15 protein-coding genes are annotated in these 15,336 nt (G+C 66.1%); 1 reads left to right on the top strand and 14 read right to left on the bottom strand.

The features are described from left to right. Positions 1-57: 57 nt before the first annotated feature. The 11 genes from N5D30_RS02805 to flhA all read right to left on the bottom strand — a co-directional run bounded on the left by N5D30_RS02805 (position 58) and on the right by flhA (position 12,370). The gene (locus tag N5D30_RS02805; RefSeq protein WP_279902237.1) at positions 58-846 is read right to left on the bottom strand and encodes a ParA family protein; all 789 of its coding nucleotides are present in this window, start codon (positions 844-846) and stop codon (positions 58-60) included. A 52-nt stretch (positions 847-898) separates the two neighbouring features. Then, positions 899-1,786 carry a flagellar motor protein MotD gene (motD, locus tag N5D30_RS02800; RefSeq protein WP_220813381.1) on the bottom strand — a complete coding sequence of 296 codons (888 nt, stop codon included), beginning with the start codon at positions 1,784-1,786 and terminating at the stop codon, positions 899-901. 3 nt (positions 1,787-1,789) lie between these two features. Beyond that, positions 1,790-2,530: a flagellar motor protein gene (locus N5D30_RS02795; RefSeq protein WP_220813382.1), complete on the bottom strand. Its 741-nt coding sequence runs from the start codon at positions 2,528-2,530 to the stop codon at positions 1,790-1,792. Continuing rightward, positions 2,530-3,654, bottom strand: a complete 1,125-nt coding sequence (locus N5D30_RS02790; RefSeq protein WP_279907554.1) for a chemotaxis response regulator protein-glutamate methylesterase — start codon at positions 3,652-3,654, stop codon at positions 2,530-2,532. The genes N5D30_RS02795 and N5D30_RS02790 overlap by 1 nt, the downstream gene beginning before the upstream one ends. Positions 3,655-3,693: 39 nt before the next feature. Beyond that, positions 3,694-5,943, bottom strand: a complete 2,250-nt coding sequence (locus N5D30_RS02785; protein ID WP_279907553.1) for a chemotaxis protein CheA — start codon at positions 5,941-5,943, stop codon at positions 3,694-3,696. A gap of 30 nt (positions 5,944-5,973) precedes the next feature. Continuing rightward, entirely contained in the window at positions 5,974-6,762 is a 789-nt protein-coding gene (locus N5D30_RS02780; RefSeq protein ID WP_220813385.1) for a protein phosphatase CheZ, read from the bottom strand. A gap of 19 nt (positions 6,763-6,781) precedes the next feature. Continuing rightward, complete coding sequence (locus N5D30_RS02775) at positions 6,782-7,156, bottom strand: chemotaxis response regulator CheY (RefSeq protein WP_169920072.1); 375 nt, start codon at positions 7,154-7,156, stop codon at positions 6,782-6,784. An 82-nt stretch (positions 7,157-7,238) separates the two neighbouring features. Then, complete coding sequence (gene fliA / locus N5D30_RS02770; protein ID WP_220813386.1) at positions 7,239-7,985, bottom strand: RNA polymerase sigma factor FliA; 747 nt, start codon at positions 7,983-7,985, stop codon at positions 7,239-7,241. Next, positions 7,982-8,815, bottom strand: coding sequence for a flagellar synthesis regulator FleN (fleN, locus tag N5D30_RS02765; protein ID WP_220813387.1), 834 nt, complete (start codon positions 8,813-8,815; stop codon positions 7,982-7,984). Before fleN ends, fliA begins: the two co-directional genes overlap by 4 nt. Positions 8,816-8,908: 93 nt before the next feature. After that, entirely contained in the window at positions 8,909-10,234 is a 1,326-nt protein-coding gene (gene flhF / locus N5D30_RS02760; protein ID WP_279907552.1) for a flagellar biosynthesis protein FlhF, read from the bottom strand. Between the two features lie 12 nt (positions 10,235-10,246). After that, complete coding sequence (flhA, locus tag N5D30_RS02755; protein ID WP_220813389.1) at positions 10,247-12,370, bottom strand: flagellar biosynthesis protein FlhA; 2,124 nt, start codon at positions 12,368-12,370, stop codon at positions 10,247-10,249. A gap of 182 nt (positions 12,371-12,552) precedes the next feature. Here flhA and sodC point away from each other — a divergent pair, with 182 nt between their 5' ends. Next, on the top strand, positions 12,553-13,089 hold the full coding sequence (gene sodC / locus N5D30_RS02750; protein ID WP_279907551.1) for a superoxide dismutase [Cu-Zn] SodC: 537 nt from the start codon (positions 12,553-12,555) through the stop codon (positions 13,087-13,089). Between the two features lie 49 nt (positions 13,090-13,138). Here sodC and flhB read toward each other — a convergent pair whose 3' ends face one another. The 3 genes from flhB to fliQ are packed head-to-tail and all read right to left on the bottom strand — an operon-like array spanning position 13,139 to position 15,333. Beyond that, positions 13,139-14,275 (bottom strand): flagellar biosynthesis protein FlhB, encoded by a 1,137-nt coding sequence (flhB, locus tag N5D30_RS02745; protein ID WP_279907550.1) that lies wholly within the window; start codon positions 14,273-14,275, stop codon positions 13,139-13,141. A gap of 12 nt (positions 14,276-14,287) precedes the next feature. Beyond that, positions 14,288-15,064: a flagellar biosynthetic protein FliR gene (gene fliR / locus N5D30_RS02740; RefSeq protein WP_220813392.1), complete on the bottom strand. Its 777-nt coding sequence runs from the start codon at positions 15,062-15,064 to the stop codon at positions 14,288-14,290. Further along, complete coding sequence (gene fliQ, locus N5D30_RS02735; RefSeq protein WP_220813393.1) at positions 15,064-15,333, bottom strand: flagellar biosynthesis protein FliQ; 270 nt, start codon at positions 15,331-15,333, stop codon at positions 15,064-15,066. Before fliQ ends, fliR begins: the two co-directional genes overlap by 1 nt. Positions 15,334-15,336 lie beyond the last annotated feature (3 nt).

Genomic DNA, 15,336 nt, shown 5'->3' with positions numbered 1-15,336 from the left:
CCTATCGGCAGGGGTGGCCGGAGACTTGAACCCGGCTGGTCGGCCCGCGCGTTTGCATCAGGCTACCTGAGAGGCCGGCTGCCCCGCCAGCAGGTGTTTGAGCAGGGCGCGGTAGGCGATCACGCCACGGCTGTTGCCGTCGAACTGGGAAGGCGTCAGCCCCGCCCGGCTGGCATCGCGCAGGCGGGTGTCCACCGGCACGTAGGCCTGCCACAGGTGTTCGGGATAGGTGTTGCGCAACACCCGCAGGGTGCTCAGGGAGGCCTGGGTGCGGCGGTCGAACAGCGTCGGCACGATGGTGTAGGGCAACGGCTGCTTGCGCGAACGGTTGACCATGTTGAGGGTGCTGACCATGCGTTCGAGCCCCTTCACCGCCAGGAACTCGGTCTGCACCGGGATCACCAGCTGCTGGCTGGCGGCCAGGGCATTGACCATCAGCACGCCGAGCAGCGGCGGGCTGTCGATGACGGCGTGATCGAATGTGTCCCAGAGCTGCGCCAGGCTTTTGGCGATCACCAGGCCCAGGCCGTTCTGGCCCGGAGACTGGCGCTCCAGGGTGGCCAGGGCGGTACTCGACGGCAGCAGCGCGATGCGCTCGTGGCTGGTCGGCAGCAGCAGGCTGGCCGGCAGGCCCTGGGGCACGTTGCCCTGGTGCAGGAACAGGTCGAAGTTGCTGTGTTCAAGGGTATCCGGATCGTGGCCGAAATAGCTGGTCATCGACCCGTGCGGATCGAGGTCGACCACCACCACGCGCTTGCCGGCCTCGGCCAGCAGGCCTGCCAGGGCGATGGATGTGGTGGTCTTGCCGACCCCACCTTTCTGATTGGCTACTGCCCAGACTTTCATGCTCGTCGTCCTCCCGGCATTGTCGGGACCTTGCCGAGAACTGGCCGGTGCCTCACGGCGCCGGCGTCGAAAAATTGGCGGGACCGCTCTGTGGCGCCACCTCTGGAGCCGGTGGTGCAGATTGTGTGCCAGCCCGCCTCAGTGCGTCGTCCGGCTTGGCGTTGCCGCTGCCCACGCCACTGACGCTACGACGCACATCGAGGTTGCGCGAAACCACCAGTACCACCCGGCGGTTGCGCGAGCGCCCCTCGGCGGTGGCGTTGTCGGCCACCGGCTGGAACTCGCCATACCCCACCGCCGCCAGGCGCCCGGGATTGACGCCGTCCATGGACAGCATCCGCACTATGCTGGCCGCCCGCGCCGCGGAAAGTTCCCAGTTGCTGGGATACTGGGCCGTGGCGATCGGCAGGTTGTCGGTGAAGCCCTCGACGTGAATCGGGTTTTCATACGGCGCCAGGATCCTCGCGACCTTCTCGATCAGCTCGAAGGCCGTATCGTTGGGCACCGCATCGCCGCTGGGAAACAGCAGGCTGGAATTCAGTTCGATCTCCACCCACAGCTCGTTGCCGCGCACGGTCAGCTGCTCGGAGGCGATCAGGTCGCCGAAGGCCTCGCGCATGCTGCTGGCGATCTGGGTCAGCGGATCGATGGCGGAATCGTCGCTGGAGGTGGTGCTGTTCGGATTGTCCTCGATCACCGAGCGATCAGGCTCGGTGGTGCGGGGCTTCTCCTCGCCGATGGGAATCGGCTTGATCGCCCTCTCCGGCTCGCTGAACACGCCGACCAGGCTTTCCGACAGGACCTTGTACTTGCCCTCGTTGATCGAGGAGATCGAATACATCACCACGAAGAAGGCGAACAGCAGGGTGATGAAGTCCGCGTAGGACACCAGCCAGCGTTCGTGATTCTCATGCTCTTCGTGATTGCGCCGCCGGGCCATGGCTCAGTCCATGAAGCCCTGCAGCTTCAATTCGATGGAACGCGGGTTCTCGCCTTCGGCGATGGACAGGATGCCTTCCAGCAGCATCTCCCGGTAGCACGACTGGCGAGCGGCGACGGCCTTGAGCTTGTTGCCCACCGGCAGCAGCAGCAGGTTGGCGAAGGCCACGCCATAGATGGTGGCGACGAAGGCCACGGCGATGCCGCTGCCCAGCTTGCTGGGGTCGGCGAGGTTGCCCATCACATGGATGAGGCCCATCACCGCGCCGATGATGCCGATGGTCGGCGCATAGCCGCCCATGCTCTCGAATACCTTGGCCGCCTGGATGTCGCGAGCCTCCTGGGTATACAGATCGACTTCGAGGATACTGCGGATGGCTTCCGGCTCGACGCCATCGACCAGCAGCTGCAGGCCCTTGCGCGCGTAGGGGTCCGGCTCGCTGTCGGCCACCGGTTCGAGGCCGAGCAGGCCTTCCTTGCGCGCGGTCATGCTCCAGCTGACGACGCGGGTGATGCCGCCGGCCAGATCGATGCGGGGAGGAAAGGCGATCCACCTCAGGGTGCTCAGGGCCCGCTTGAACACGCTCATCGGTGTCTGGATGAAGGCCGCGCCCAGCGTACCGCCGATCACGATCAGCGCCGCCGGCCCGTTGAGCAGCGCGCCAATGTGGCCACCCTCGAGGTAGTTGCCGCCGATGATGGCGACGAAGGCCAGGATGACGCCGACGAGGGTGAGTACATCCATCAGATGCAGGCCTCGGCCAGGTGCCGGCCGATCTCGTCCAGGCCATACACGGCGTCAGCCAGGTTGGCCTTCACCACCGCCATGGGCATGCCATAGATCACGCAGCTCGCCTCGTCCTGCGCCCACACCTGGCTGCCGCTCTGCTTGAGCAGCCGTGCGCCCTCGCGGCCGTCAGCGCCCATGCCGGTGAGCACCACCGCCAGGACCTTGTCGTTGAACGACTTGGCCGCCGAGCCGAAGGTGATGTCGACGCAAGGCTTGTAGTTGAGGCGCTCATCGCCGGGCAGGATCTTCACCGCACCGCGCGAGTCGACCATCATCTGCTTGCCGCCGGGCGCCAGCAGCGCCAGTCCGGGGCGCAGCAGGTCGCCGTCCTCGGCCTCCTTGACGGTGATCCGGCACAGCTTGTCCAGGCGATCGGCGAAGGCCTTGGTGAAGGCCGCCGGCATGTGCTGGATCAGTACGATCGGCGCCGGAAAACCGGCGGGGAGCTGGGTGAGTACCCGCTGCAGGGCCACCGGGCCGCCGGTGGAGGTGCCGATGGCGACCAGCTTGTACGACTTGCGCTTCGGTGCCGCTGCGCTTGCACTCGGCGCCTGGGGTGCCGGCGCGGCCGAGGGTCGGCTGGCCAGCGGCGTGGTCGCCGCCGGGCGCGCGCCGGTCGGGCTCGGCGCATGGCTCGCCGAAGGGCTGGAAGTCGATGGGCTGAAGGTGCTGTAGCGGCGGTTGCTGCGGGCGATGGTGTGAACCTTCTCGCACAGCATGGTCTTGACCTTGTCCGGGTTGCGCGAGATGTCCTCGAAGTTCTTCGGCAGGTAGTCGACCGCGCCGGCGTCCAGCGCGTCGAGGGTGACCCGGGCGCCTTCGTGGGTCAGCGAGGAGAACATCAGGACCGGCGTCGGGCAGCGCTGCATGATGTTACGCACCGCGGTGATGCCGTCCATCATCGGCATCTCGTAGTCCATGGTGATCACGTCCGGCTTCAGCGCCAGGGCCTGATCGATGGCCTCGCGACCGTTGGTGGCGGTTCCGACCACCTGGATATCGGGGTCGGCGGAAAGAATCTCCGAGACCCTGCGGCGGAAGAAGCCGGAATCGTCCACCACCAGGACCTTGACTGCCATAAACACTCCAGAGCGACTGGTCCCGCCAGCCGCATGCGATCAGATGCGACGCGCGTAGCGCTTGAGCATGCTAGGTACGTCGAGGATCAGGGCGATGCGCCCGTCACCGGTAATGGTAGCGCCGGACATGCCCGGCGTGCCCTGCAGCATCTTGCCGAGCGGCTTGATCACCACCTCTTCCTGGCCCACCAACTGGTCGACCACGAAGCCGATCCGCTGACTGCCCACGGTGAGGATCACCACATGGCCCTCGCGCTGCTCGTCGCCGGACGCGCCGCGAACCAGCCAGCGCTTGAGGTAGAACAGCGGCAGGGCCTTGTCGCGGACGATCACCACTTCCTGGCCGTCCACCACGTTGGTGCGCGACAGGTCGAGGTGGAAGATCTCGTTGACGTTGACCAGCGGGAAGGCGAAGGCCTGGTTGCCCAGCATCACCATCAGGGTCGGCATGATCGCCAGGGTCAGCGGCACCTTGATGACGATCTTCGAGCCCTGGCCCTTCTGCGAGAACACGTTGACCGTGCCGTTGAGCTGGGAAATCTTGGTCTTCACCACGTCCATGCCGACGCCGCGGCCGGACACGTCGGAAATCTCGGTCTTGGTCGAGAAGCCCGGGGCGAAGATCAGGTTGTAGCACTCCAGGTCGGTGAGCCGGTCGGCGGCGTCCTTGTCCAGCAGGCCCTTCTCCACCGCCTTGGCGCGCAGGACGTTGGCGTCCATGCCCTTGCCGTCGTCGGTGATCATCAGCAGGATGTGGTCGCCCTCCTGCTCCGCGGAGAGCACCACGCGCCCGGTGCGCGGCTTGCCGGCGGCCTCGCGCTCCTCGGGCGTCTCGACACCGTGGTCGACGGCGTTGCGCACCAGGTGGACCAGCGGGTCGGCCAGCGCCTCGACCAGGTTCTTGTCGAGGTCGGTTTCTTCGCCGACCAGCTCCAGGTTGATTTCCTTCTTCAGGTTGCGCGCCAGATCGCGGACCAGACGCGGGAAGCGGCCGAAGACCTTCTTGATCGGCTGCATGCGGGTCTTCATGACCGAGGTCTGCAGGTCCGCGGTGACCACGTCCAGGTTGGACACGGCCTTGGCCATGGCCTCGTCGCCGCTGTTCAGGCCCAGGCGCACCAGGCGGTTACGCACCAGCACGAGTTCGCCGACCATGTTCATGATCTCGTCCAGGCGCGCGGTATCGACCCGCACCGTGGTTTCCGTCTCGCTGGCACCCGCGGCGGCGGCCGGCGCGGCAGCAGGAGCCGCGGCCTTGGCCGGCTCGGGCTTGGCGGCGGCAGGCTTGGGAGCAGCAGGTTTGGCGGGCTCGGGCTTCTTCGGCTCGGGCTGCTTGGGCGGAGGAGCCGCTTGCACGGGCTTGGCCACAGGCGCCGCGGGCGCAGGCTGCTCGGCAGCGGAGAACTTGCCCTTGCCATGCAGCTGATCCAGCAGCGCCTCGAATTCGTCGTCGGTGATATCGTCGCCACCGCCCGCCGGCGCGGGAGCGGCTGCAGCAGGCTGCGGCGCAGCGACAGGCTCTTCGGCCGGGCCGGAAAACTTGCCCTTGCCGTGCAGTTGGTCCAGCAGCGCCTCGAACTCGTCGTCGGTGATCTCATCGCCGCCCGCGGCCGGCGCGGGAGCGGCCACGGGCGCCGCGACCGGCTGCTCGGCAGCGCTGGCGAACTTGCCCTTGCCATGCAGCTGGTCCAGCAGTGCCTCGAATTCGTCGTCGGTGATCTCGTCACCACCCGCGGCCGGTGCCGGGGCTTCGGCGATGACCGGCTGGGGCTGGTCGCCGATGGATTGCAGCAGCTGCTCGAACTCGCTGTCGGTGATATCGCCGGTGGCGGCAGCGGTTTCCGGCTCCGCTTCGGGCTCCGGCTCCGGCTCGACGGCGGCGCTCTGCTCCTCGGCCCTCTCCGGCTCGGCCAGACGAGCCAGCGCCGCCAGCAGTTCGGGAGAGGCCGGGGTAGGCTCGGCACGCTCGCGCACCTGGCCGAACATTTCGTTGACCGCATCCAGCGCCTGCAGCACCACGTCCATCAGCTCCGCGCTGACACGGCGCTCACCCTTGCGCAGGATGTCGAACACGTTCTCCGCGATATGGCAGCACTCGACCAGTTCGTTGAGCTGGAGAAAGCCGGCTCCCCCCTTGACGGTGTGGAAGCCACGGAAAATGGCATTGAGCAGGTCCATGTCATCCGGTCGGCTTTCCAGCTCGACCAGTTGCTCGGACAGTTGTTCAAGAATCTCGCCGGCCTCTACCAGAAAGTCCTGGAGGATTTCTTCATCGGCGTCGAAGCTCATCGGTGCGCTCCAAAGGCTCTGTTAGAGCTCTTAAAATCCAAGGCTGGATAGCAGGTCGTCGACATCATCCTGGCTGGCAGCGATGTCATCACGCTTATCGGCATGAATCTGCGGACCTTCACCCTTGGAAGGCTCTTTTTGTTTTTCCTGCTCGGCGCGCAGCTCGTCCATGTCGTGCTGGATGCCGGCGAAGCGGTCCACGTGGCTGGCCATCAGCACCAGCTTCAGCAGGTTGCCTTCCACCTCGGTGACCAGTTGGGTCACGCGCTTGATCACCTGGCCGGTGAGATCCTGGTAGTCCTGCGCCAGCAGGATGTCGTTGAGCTGGCCGGACAGTTTCTGGCTGTCGCGCTCGCTGCGGGCGAGGAACAGCTCGATGCGCTTGGCCAGGTCGCGGAAGGCGTCGGCGCTCATTTCCCGACGCATGAACTTGCTCCAGTCACCGGACAGGGCCTTGGCCTCGTCGCCCAGGTCGTTGACCAGCGGGGCGCTCTGCTCCACCAGGTCCATGGTGCGGTTGGCCGCCTTCTCGGTCATCTGCACGACGTAGGACAGCCGCTCGGTGGCGTCCGATATCTGCGAGATTTCCTGGGCATGCGGATTGCACGGGTCGAGCTGGAAATTGACGATCGCGTTGTGCAGCTCACGGGTGAGCTTGCCGACTTCCTGATACAGGCCGCGATCGCGTGCCTGGCTCAGTTCGTGGATCAGATGCACAGCTTCGCCGAAGCGGCCTTTCTCAAGGCTTTCGACCAGCTGGGTAGCATGTGCCTTCAGGGTCGACTCGAGTTCGCCCAGGGAGGATTCATCGTTTGCCATAGTGCCCCCGCGGCGGACATCAGCCGTTAACGCGTTCGAAGATCTTCTCGATCTTCTCCTTCAGCACCTGGGCGGTGAACGGCTTGACCACATAGCCGTTAACACCGGCCTGGGCGGCCTCGATGATCTGCTCGCGCTTGGCTTCGGCAGTCACCATCAGCACCGGCAGGGTCTTCAGTCGCTCGTCGGCGCGCACCGCGCGCAGCAGGTCGATGCCGGTCATGCCGGGCATGTTCCAGTCGGTCACCAGGAAGTCGAAGCTGCCGCTCTGCAGCATCGGCAGCGCCGTGTTGCCATCGTCGGCTTCGGCCGTGTTGGTGAACCCCAGATCGCGCAGGAGGTTCTTGATGATCCGTCGCATCGTCGAAAAATCGTCAACGATGAGGATTTTCATGTTCTTGTCCAAGTCGACCTCCGTACAGTCCTAAACGCCCCGGCGGCCCGGTTGCGTCGCAAATCATGAAACCGGCCGGCCGTCAGCTCGCCCGCCACTCGCTCAGCCTGGCGCGCAGACGCGCGGCGCACTGGCTGTGCAACTGGCTGACCCGGGATTCGCTGACCCCCAGGACCTCACCGATTTCCTTCAAATTCAGTTCTTCGTCGTAGTAGAGCGACAACACCAGGCGCTCGCGCTCCGGCAGGTTGGCGATGGCATCGGCCAGGGCCGCCTGGAAGCGCTCGTCTTCCAGGCCATGCAGCGGACCGCCATGGCTGCCGGAGACGTCTTCGTGCAACCCGCCCTGCTCGCCGTCCTGCACCAGGTCGTCGAAGCTGAACAGACGGCTGCCCAGAGTGTCGCCAAGAATGCCGTAGTAATCTTCGAGACTCAATTGGAGTTCGGCCGCAACCTCTTGATCTTTAGCGTCTCTTCCGGTGCGGGCCTCGATGGTGCGGATGGCGTCGCTGACCATCCGCGTGTTGCGGTGGACGGAACGCGGCGCCCAGTCGCCCTTGCGCACCTCGTCGAGCATGGCGCCGCGGATGCGGATGCCGGCATAGGTCTCGAAGCTGGCGCCCTTGCTGCCGTCGTATTTCTTCGACGCTTCGAGCAGGCCGATCATGCCGGCCTGCATCAGGTCGTCCACCTGCACGCTGGCGGGAAGACGCGCCAGCAGATGGTAGGCGATACGCTTGACCAATGGCGCGTAGCGCTCGATCAGTTGATGCTGGGAGTCCTGCGCCTGCGCCTTGTTGTACATTCGAAGTCCACTGGCTGCTGTCATACGGCCGTACCCGCGATCGGTTGCTGCACCAGACGCTCGACGAAGAACTCCAGATGGCCGCGCGGGTTGGCCGGGAGCGGCCACGTGTCGACTTTCTGGGCGATCGCCTTGAACGCCAGTGCGCATTTCGAGCGCGGGAAGGCTTCGTATACCGCGCGCTGCTTCTGCACAGCCTTGCGTACGGACTCGTCGTAGGGGACGGCGCCGACGTACTGCAAGGCCACATCAAGAAAACGGTCGGTTACCTTGGTCAGCTTAGCAAACAGATTGCGACCTTCCTGCGGGCTGTGGGCCATGTTGGCCAGCACGCGGAAGCGGCTCATGCCGTAGTCGCGGTTGAGCAGCTTGATCAGCGCGTAGGCGTCGGTGATCGAGGTCGGCTCGTCGCAGACCACCACGATCACTTCCTGGGCCGCGCGAACGAAGCTGACTACGCCGTCGCCGATGCCGGCAGCGGTGTCGATCACCAGCACATCGAGGTTATCGCTGATGTCGCTGAAGGCCTGGATCAGGCCGGCGTGCTGCACCGGCGACAGCTGCACCATGCTCTGGGTGCCGGAGGCGGCCGGCACGATGCGAACGCCGCCGGGGCCCTGGATCAGCACGTCCTTCAGATCGCACTCGCCGGCGATCACGTCGGCCAGCGTGCGCTTGGGGGTCAGGCCCAGCAGCACGTCGACGTTGGCCAGGCCCAGGTCGGCGTCCATCAGCATCACCCGGCGGCCGAGGTCGGCCAGCGCCAGCGACAGATTCACCGACACGTTGGTCTTGCCGACGCCGCCCTTGCCGCCTGTGACTGCGATCACCTGTACGGGATGCATACTACCCATGTTCTTCTCTTACCTTCTTGCCTGGACTGGGCTGGTCGGGCAACTACACCGACCCTTTCCTACACCTTAGAACGCCTTGTACACCGCCGCCTGCTAGCCCGCGCGACGCGCGGGATGCTGATACAGGCCGGCGAACATGTCGGCCATGGCTTCCTCGCTCGGGTCCTCCGCAGTCTGCATGCTCACGGCACGGCTCACCAGCTGGTGGCTGCGCGGCACCTGCAGATCATCCGGAATCTTCGGCCCATCTGCCAGATAGGCTACCGGTAGATGCTGGCTGATAGCCAGCCCCAGAACCTCACCCAGGCTGGCCGCCTCGTCCACCTTGCTCAGGATGCACCCGGCCAGGCCGCACTGCTTGTAGCTATGGTACGCGGCCTTGAGCACCTGGGCCTGGCTGGTGGCGGCCAGCACCAGATAGTTCTTCGATTTGACCCCGCGGGCAGCCAGACTCTCCAGTTGCAGACGCAGGGCCGGGTCGTTGCCCGGCAGGCCGGCGGTGTCGATCAGGATCACCTTCTTGCGCGCCAGCGGCGCCAGGGCCTGCACCAGGGACTGGCCGGGGTCGACCTGGGTCACCGGCACGTTGAGGATGCGGCCGAGGGTCTTGATCTGCTCCTGGGCACCGATGCGGAAGCAGTCCATGCTGACCAAGGCGATGCTCTGCGGACCGTATTTCAGCACGTAGCGCGCGGCCATCTTGGCCAGCGTGGTGGTCTTGCCCATGCCGGCCGGGCCGACCAGGGCGATCACCCCGCCCTCCTCCAGCGGCTCGACTTCGGGCGTCTTGATCGCGTGGGCCAGGTGGGCCAGCAGCATGCGCCAGGCCTGGCGCGGGTCGGCGACCTTGGCCACGCGCTCCAGCAGCGCCCTGGACAGCTCGGCGGACAGGCCCATGCGCTGCAGGCGGCGCCACAGGTTGGCCTGCTGCGGCTTGCGGTTCTGCAACTGGCCCCAGGCGATGGAGCCCAGCTGCACTTCGATCAGTTCGCGCAGGCCGTGCAGCTCGAAGCGCATGGCGTCGAGGGCGCGCTGGTCGACCGCGGCGGCGGACGGCCTGGGTTCGGGCTGCTCGCCGGCAATCGGACGCTGCATCTTGACCGCGGTGGCCGGCAGTTCGGGCGCGACCAGCGATTCGTTGGCGAACAACTGGCGGTCCTTGCGCTCGTCGGCCACGGCACGGACGGCCAGTTCGGCCTGGGCGTTGGCGATCTTCGCCTGGGTCTTGCGCAGCTCGGCCTCCAGCGCCGGATTGGGCTGGCGGGACGGCGCGGCCGGCTGGTAGTCCAGCGCCGCGGTCAGCTCCACGCCGCCGGCCACGCGGCGATTGCCGATGATCGAGGCATCGGCGCCCAGTTCGTCGCGTACCAGTTTCATGGCGGTACGCATGTCGGCGGCGAAGAAGCGTTTGACTTGCATGGCTTAGAACCCTCAGTTCTGGCCGACCGTGGCGACGATCGTGACCTGCTTGTTGTCCGGTATTTCCTGGTAGGCCAGTACGTGCATGTTCGGTACGGCGAGCCGCGCGAATCGCGACAGCATCGCCCGGACCGGACCGGCCACCAGCAGGATCACCGGCTTGCCGAGCATCTCCTGGCGCTGCGCCGCTTCCACCAGGGAGCGTTGCAGCTTCTCCGCCATGCCGGGCTCGAGGAGGATGCCATCCTCGGAGCCCTGACCGGCCTTCTGCAGGCTATTCAGCAATAACTGTTCCAACCTGGGTTCCAGAGTGATCACGGGCAGCTCCGGCTCTAGTCCCACAATGCTTTGCACGATTGCACGGGAAAGTGCGACGCGCACCGCCGCCACCATCGCGGCGGGATCTTGACTCTTGCCGGCGACGTTGGAGATGGCCTCGGCGATGCTGCGGATGTCGCGTACCGGCACCTGTTCCTGCAGCAGGATCTGCAGCACCTTGAGCAGGGTCGACAGCGAGACCATGCCCGGCACCAGTTCCTCCGCCAGCTTGGGCGAGCTCTTGGCCAGCAGCTGCAGCAGTTGCTGGACTTCCTCGTGGCCGAGCAGCTCGTGGGCGTGCTTGTGCAGGACCTGGTTCAGGTGGGTAGCGACCACCGTGCTGGCGTCCACCACGGTGTAGCCGAGCGACTGGGCCTGGTCGCGCTGGGCGGGGTCGATCCACACGGCTTCCAGGCCGAACGCCGGATCCTTGGCGGCGATGCCGTTGAGGGTGCCGAACACCTGGCCCGGGTTGATCGCCAGTTCGCGCTCCGGGTAGACCTCCGCCTCGGCCACGCTGACGCCCATCAGGGTCAGGCGATAGGCGTTGGGCAGCAGGTCGAGGTTGTCGCGGATATGTACCGACGGCATCAGGAAGCCCATCTCCTGGGACAGCTTCTTGCGCACGCCCTTGATCCGCGCCAGCAGCTGGCCACCCTGGTTGCGGTCGACCAGCGGGATCAGGCGGTAGCCCACTTCCAGGCCGACCATGTCCACCGGGGTGACGTCGTCCCAGCCCAGTTCCTTGACCTCCTGGGCCTTCTGCGCCGGCAGCAGCTCCTGCTGGCGCTTGACCGCCTCGGCCTCGGCCTTGACCTTCTGCTGCTTGCTGCGCCAGATCAGGAAGGCGCCGCCGGCCGCCAGCAGCGCCAAGCCGAGGAACGGCACGTGCGGCATGCCGGGCACCAGCCCCATCACCGCAATGATGAGGGCAGCCACGGCCAGCGCCTTGGGCGAGGCGAACATCTGCCGGTTGACCTGCTGGCCCATGTCCTCGGAGGAAGACACGCGGGTCACCATGATCGCCGCGGCGGTAGACAGCAGCAGCGACGGGATCTGCGCCACCAGACCGTCACCGATCACCAGCAACGCGTAGATCTTGCTCGCCTCGTTGAACGACAGGCCGTGCTGCAGCATGCCGATGCCCATGCCGCCGAGCAGGGTGACGAACATGATCAGCAGGCCGGCGACCGCGTCGCCGCGCACGAACTTGCTGGCACCGTCCATCGAGCCGTAGAAGTCGGCCTCCTGGGCCACCTCGCTGCGCCGCAGCTTGGCGGTGTCCTGGTCGATCAGGCCGGAGTTGAGGTCGGCGTCGATGGCCATCTGCTTGCCGGGCATGGCGTCCAGGGTGAAGCGCGCGCTGACCTCGGAGATACGGCCGGCACCCTTGGTGACCACCACGAAGTTGATGATCATGAGGATGGCGAACACCACCACACCGACCACGTAGTTGCCGCCGATCACCACCTCGCCGAAGGCCTGGATCACCTTGCCGGCGGCGTCGTGGCCTTCCTGGCCGTGCAGCAGCACCACCCGGGTCGAGGCGATGTTCAGCGCCAGGCGCAGCAGCGTGGCGACCAGCAGAATGGTCGGGAACACGGCGAAGTCCAGCGGCCGCAGCGCGTACACGCTGACCAGCAGGACCACGATCGACAGGGCGATGTTGAAGGTGAAGAACACGTCCAGCAGGAACGCCGGCATGGGCAGCGTCATCATCGCCAGCAGCACCAGTACCAGCACCGGCACGCCGAGGTTGCCATGCCCCAGCCCTGCGAGATTGCTGCGCATGTTGCCGATCAGTTGAGCGCGATCCACTGCCACTTGCTTACCCCAGCCAATTCAATCTTTTGACGCGATATGTGTCGTGCTGGAGTCAGAGCAAGAAGTCGGCCAGCTTTGCCAACTCGCTGAAACAGTTCCCATTCGCAGGAAACCACCGAAGCGGGCTACAGTCACAGGTCGACCAAGACCCCGTTCATCACCCAAGGAGAAACACAATGAAGAAGATGGTCATCGCCGCCGCCCTGCTCGGCCTCTATGGCACCGCCCAGGCCGCGCCGCTGAGCGTGCAGCTCGACGCGGTGGACGCCAATGGCGTCGGCAAGGAGGTCGGCAAGGAGGTCGGCACGGTCAGCGTCGAACAGACCCCCTACGGCCTGGTGTTCACCCCTGCCCTGTCAGGCCTCACGCCCGGCCTGCATGGCTTCCATGTGCACATGAACGCCAGTTGCGAGGCAGGCCTCAAGGACGGCAAGCCCTCTCCCGCGGAAGCCGCCGGCGGCCACTGGGACCCGGACGGCACCAGCCGCCACGGCGCGCCCTGGGAGGACAACGCCCACCGTGGCGACCTGCCGCCGCTCTACGTCGATGCCCATGGCAAGGCCGAGCAGCCGGTGCTGGCGCCGCGCCTGAAGAGCCTGGACGATCTCAAGGGCCGCGCACTGATGGTCCACGCCGGCGGCGACAACCATGCCGACCACCCCATGCCGCTGGGCGGCGGCGGCGTTCGCGTGGCCTGTGGCGTGATCCGCTGAGGCCAGCGCCTCGCCGGCCTGCCGTCCCTCGGGCGGCGGGTCGGCGACACTATTCGTCGCGGCGCAGGTCCGGCGGAATCGGCAGGTCCGGCAGCGGACCGGGGCGCTTGCCCTTGCCGGAGCGGAATTGCCTGAGCTGATACACGTAGGCCAGCACCTGGGCCACGGCCAGGTACAGGCCGGCGGGAATCTCCTGATCCACTTCGGTGGAGTAGTACACGGCCCGCGCCAGGGCGGGCGACTCCAGCAGCGTGATGCTGTTCTCCTGGGCGATCTCGCGAATCTTCAGCGCCAGGAAATCGCCGCCCTTGGCCAGCAGCATCGGCGCGGTGCCCTTGGCCGGGTCGTATTTCAGCGCCACGGCGAAGTGGGTCGGGTTGGTGATGACCACGTCGGCCTCGGGCACCTGCTGCATCATCCGCCGCTCGGCCATCTGCCGCTGCAACTGGCGAATCTTCGACTTGACCTCGGGCTTGCCCTCACTGTCCTTGTACTCGTCCTTGACCTCCTGCTTGGTCATCTTCAGCTTCTGCTTGCTGTCCCAGAGCTGGAACGGCACGTCCACCGCGGCGATCAGGATCAGCCCGCAGGCCAGCCACAGCAGGCTCCAGCCGGCCACCTGCATGGCGTGCAGGATCGCCGACTCGACCGACTCGTTGGCGATGGCCTGCAGGTCTTCGCGGTCGGAGTTCAGCACCGCCAGGGCCACCAGCAGGATCACCACGAACTTGGCCAGGGCCTTGAGCAGCTCCACCAGCGCCTTGGCGGAGAACATGCGCTTGAGCCCCTCCAGCGGATTCATCCGGCTGAACTTGGGCATCAGCGCTTCGCTGGAGAACAGCCAGCCACCGAGGGCGATCGGGCCGATGATGGAGGCGACCAGCAGCACGGTGAGGAACGGCTGCAGGGCCAGCAACGCCTCCATGCCGGTGGCCAGCAGGTAGCGGGCCATGGCGCCTTCGTCTTGCAGCACCTCGCGCGGCAGGGAGAAGTTGCCACGCATCATTCCCAGCATCGCATGCCCCATCTGGGCGCCGAAAATCAGCAGCGCCGCCGCCCCGGCGAACGTGACCGCGAAGGTGTTGAGCTCCTTGGAACGGGCGATCTGGCCCTTCTTGCGCGCCTCTTCCAGGCGCTTGCTGGTGGGTTCCTCGCTCTTGTCGGCGCCGCTTTCGCTCTCGGCCATGGCGGAGCCTCCTCAGCGAATGCGCGCCAGTTCGCGCAGTTGTAGAAGGGCCTCGCTGGTCAGCGTCTGGAAGTGCGCGAGGAAGTCCGAAAGGCCGACCCAGAAGATGAACAGGCCGAGCACCAGGGTCAGCGGAAAGCCGATGGAGAAGATATTGAGCTGCGGCGCGGCACGGGTCATCACGCCGAAGGACAGGTTGACGATCAGCAAGGCGGTGATCACCGGCAGGGCCAGCAACAGGCCGGCGGCGATCACCCAGCTCAGCTTGCCGGCCAGCGTCCAGTAATGGTCCGCCATCAGCCCCTCGCCCACCGGCAGGGTGACGAAGCTCTCGGCCAGCACCTCGAACACCACCAGATGGCCGTTCATCGCCAGGAACAGCAGCGTCACCAGCATCAGCAGGAACTGGCCGAGCACCGGCACCGACACGCCGTTGGTCGGGTCGACCATGGAGGCGAAGCCCAGGCCCATCTGCATCGCGATGATCTGCCCGGCGACGATGAACAGGTGGAAGTACAGCTGCAGGACGAAGCCCAGCATCACCCCGATCAGCACCTGCTCGCCGATCAGCAGCATGGCCTGCAGGCTGACCGCGTCGACCTGCGGCATCGGCGGCAGGTTCGGCGCCAGCGCCAGGCAGATGGCCAGGGACAGGTAGAGGCGCACGCGGATCGGCACCAGTTGGGTGCCGATCACCGGCATCACCATCAGCATGGAGGCGATGCGGAACAGCGGGAGCAGGAACTGGCCCACCCAGCCGCCGATCTGCGCGTTGCTCAGCTCGAGCATCAGCCGATCAACAGCGGAATGTTGTGCACCAGCGTCTGGGTGTACTCCATCAGCTCGCGCACCAGCCAGGGACCGGCCCACATGAGGGTAAGCAGCATCACCAGCAGGCGCGGGATGAAGCTCAGGGTCTGTTCGTTGATCTGCGTGGCCGCCTGAAACATGGCCACCAGCAGGCCCACCAGCAGGCTCGGCAACACCATGAGGCCAACGATCATGGCCGTCAGCCAGAGCGCCTCGCGGAACAGGTCGACGGCGATTTCCGGGGTCATCTG

The sequence above is a fragment of the Pseudomonas sp. GD03875 genome, from assembly GCF_029840585.1.
GTDB lineage: Bacteria > Pseudomonadota > Gammaproteobacteria > Pseudomonadales > Pseudomonadaceae > Aquipseudomonas > Aquipseudomonas paralcaligenes.
Note: the sequence above shows the minus strand (reverse complement) of the source record. Positions and strands in the feature narration are given on the sequence as shown.

What these genes read in the sequence shown, in the direction of transcription:
- N5D30_RS02805 (WP_279902237.1), bottom strand. Translation starts at nt 846, where the DNA reads ATGAAAGTCTGGGCAGTAGCCAATCAGAAAGGTGGGGTCGGCAAGACC.
- motD (WP_220813381.1), bottom strand. Translation starts at nt 1,786, where the DNA reads ATGGCCCGGCGGCGCAATCACGAAGAGCATGAGAATCACGAACGCTGG.
- N5D30_RS02795 (WP_220813382.1), bottom strand. Translation starts at nt 2,530, where the DNA reads ATGGATGTACTCACCCTCGTCGGCGTCATCCTGGCCTTCGTCGCCATC.
- N5D30_RS02790 (WP_279907554.1), bottom strand. Translation starts at nt 3,654, where the DNA reads ATGGCAGTCAAGGTCCTGGTGGTGGACGATTCCGGCTTCTTCCGCCGC.
- N5D30_RS02785 (WP_279907553.1), bottom strand. Translation starts at nt 5,943, where the DNA reads ATGAGCTTCGACGCCGATGAAGAAATCCTCCAGGACTTTCTGGTAGAG.
- N5D30_RS02780 (WP_220813385.1), bottom strand. Translation starts at nt 6,762, where the DNA reads ATGGCAAACGATGAATCCTCCCTGGGCGAACTCGAGTCGACCCTGAAG.
- N5D30_RS02775 (WP_169920072.1), bottom strand. Translation starts at nt 7,156, where the DNA reads ATGAAAATCCTCATCGTTGACGATTTTTCGACGATGCGACGGATCATC.
- fliA (WP_220813386.1), bottom strand. Translation starts at nt 7,985, where the DNA reads ATGACAGCAGCCAGTGGACTTCGAATGTACAACAAGGCGCAGGCGCAG.
- fleN (WP_220813387.1), bottom strand. Translation starts at nt 8,815, where the DNA reads ATGGGTAGTATGCATCCCGTACAGGTGATCGCAGTCACAGGCGGCAAG.
- flhF (WP_279907552.1), bottom strand. Translation starts at nt 10,234, where the DNA reads ATGCAAGTCAAACGCTTCTTCGCCGCCGACATGCGTACCGCCATGAAA.
- sodC (WP_279907551.1), top strand. Translation starts at nt 12,553, where the DNA reads ATGAAGAAGATGGTCATCGCCGCCGCCCTGCTCGGCCTCTATGGCACC.
- flhB (WP_279907550.1), bottom strand. Translation starts at nt 14,275, where the DNA reads ATGGCCGAGAGCGAAAGCGGCGCCGACAAGAGCGAGGAACCCACCAGC.
- fliR (WP_220813392.1), bottom strand. Translation starts at nt 15,064, where the DNA reads ATGCTCGAGCTGAGCAACGCGCAGATCGGCGGCTGGGTGGGCCAGTTC.
- fliQ (WP_220813393.1), bottom strand. Translation starts at nt 15,333, where the DNA reads ATGACCCCGGAAATCGCCGTCGACCTGTTCCGCGAGGCGCTCTGGCTG.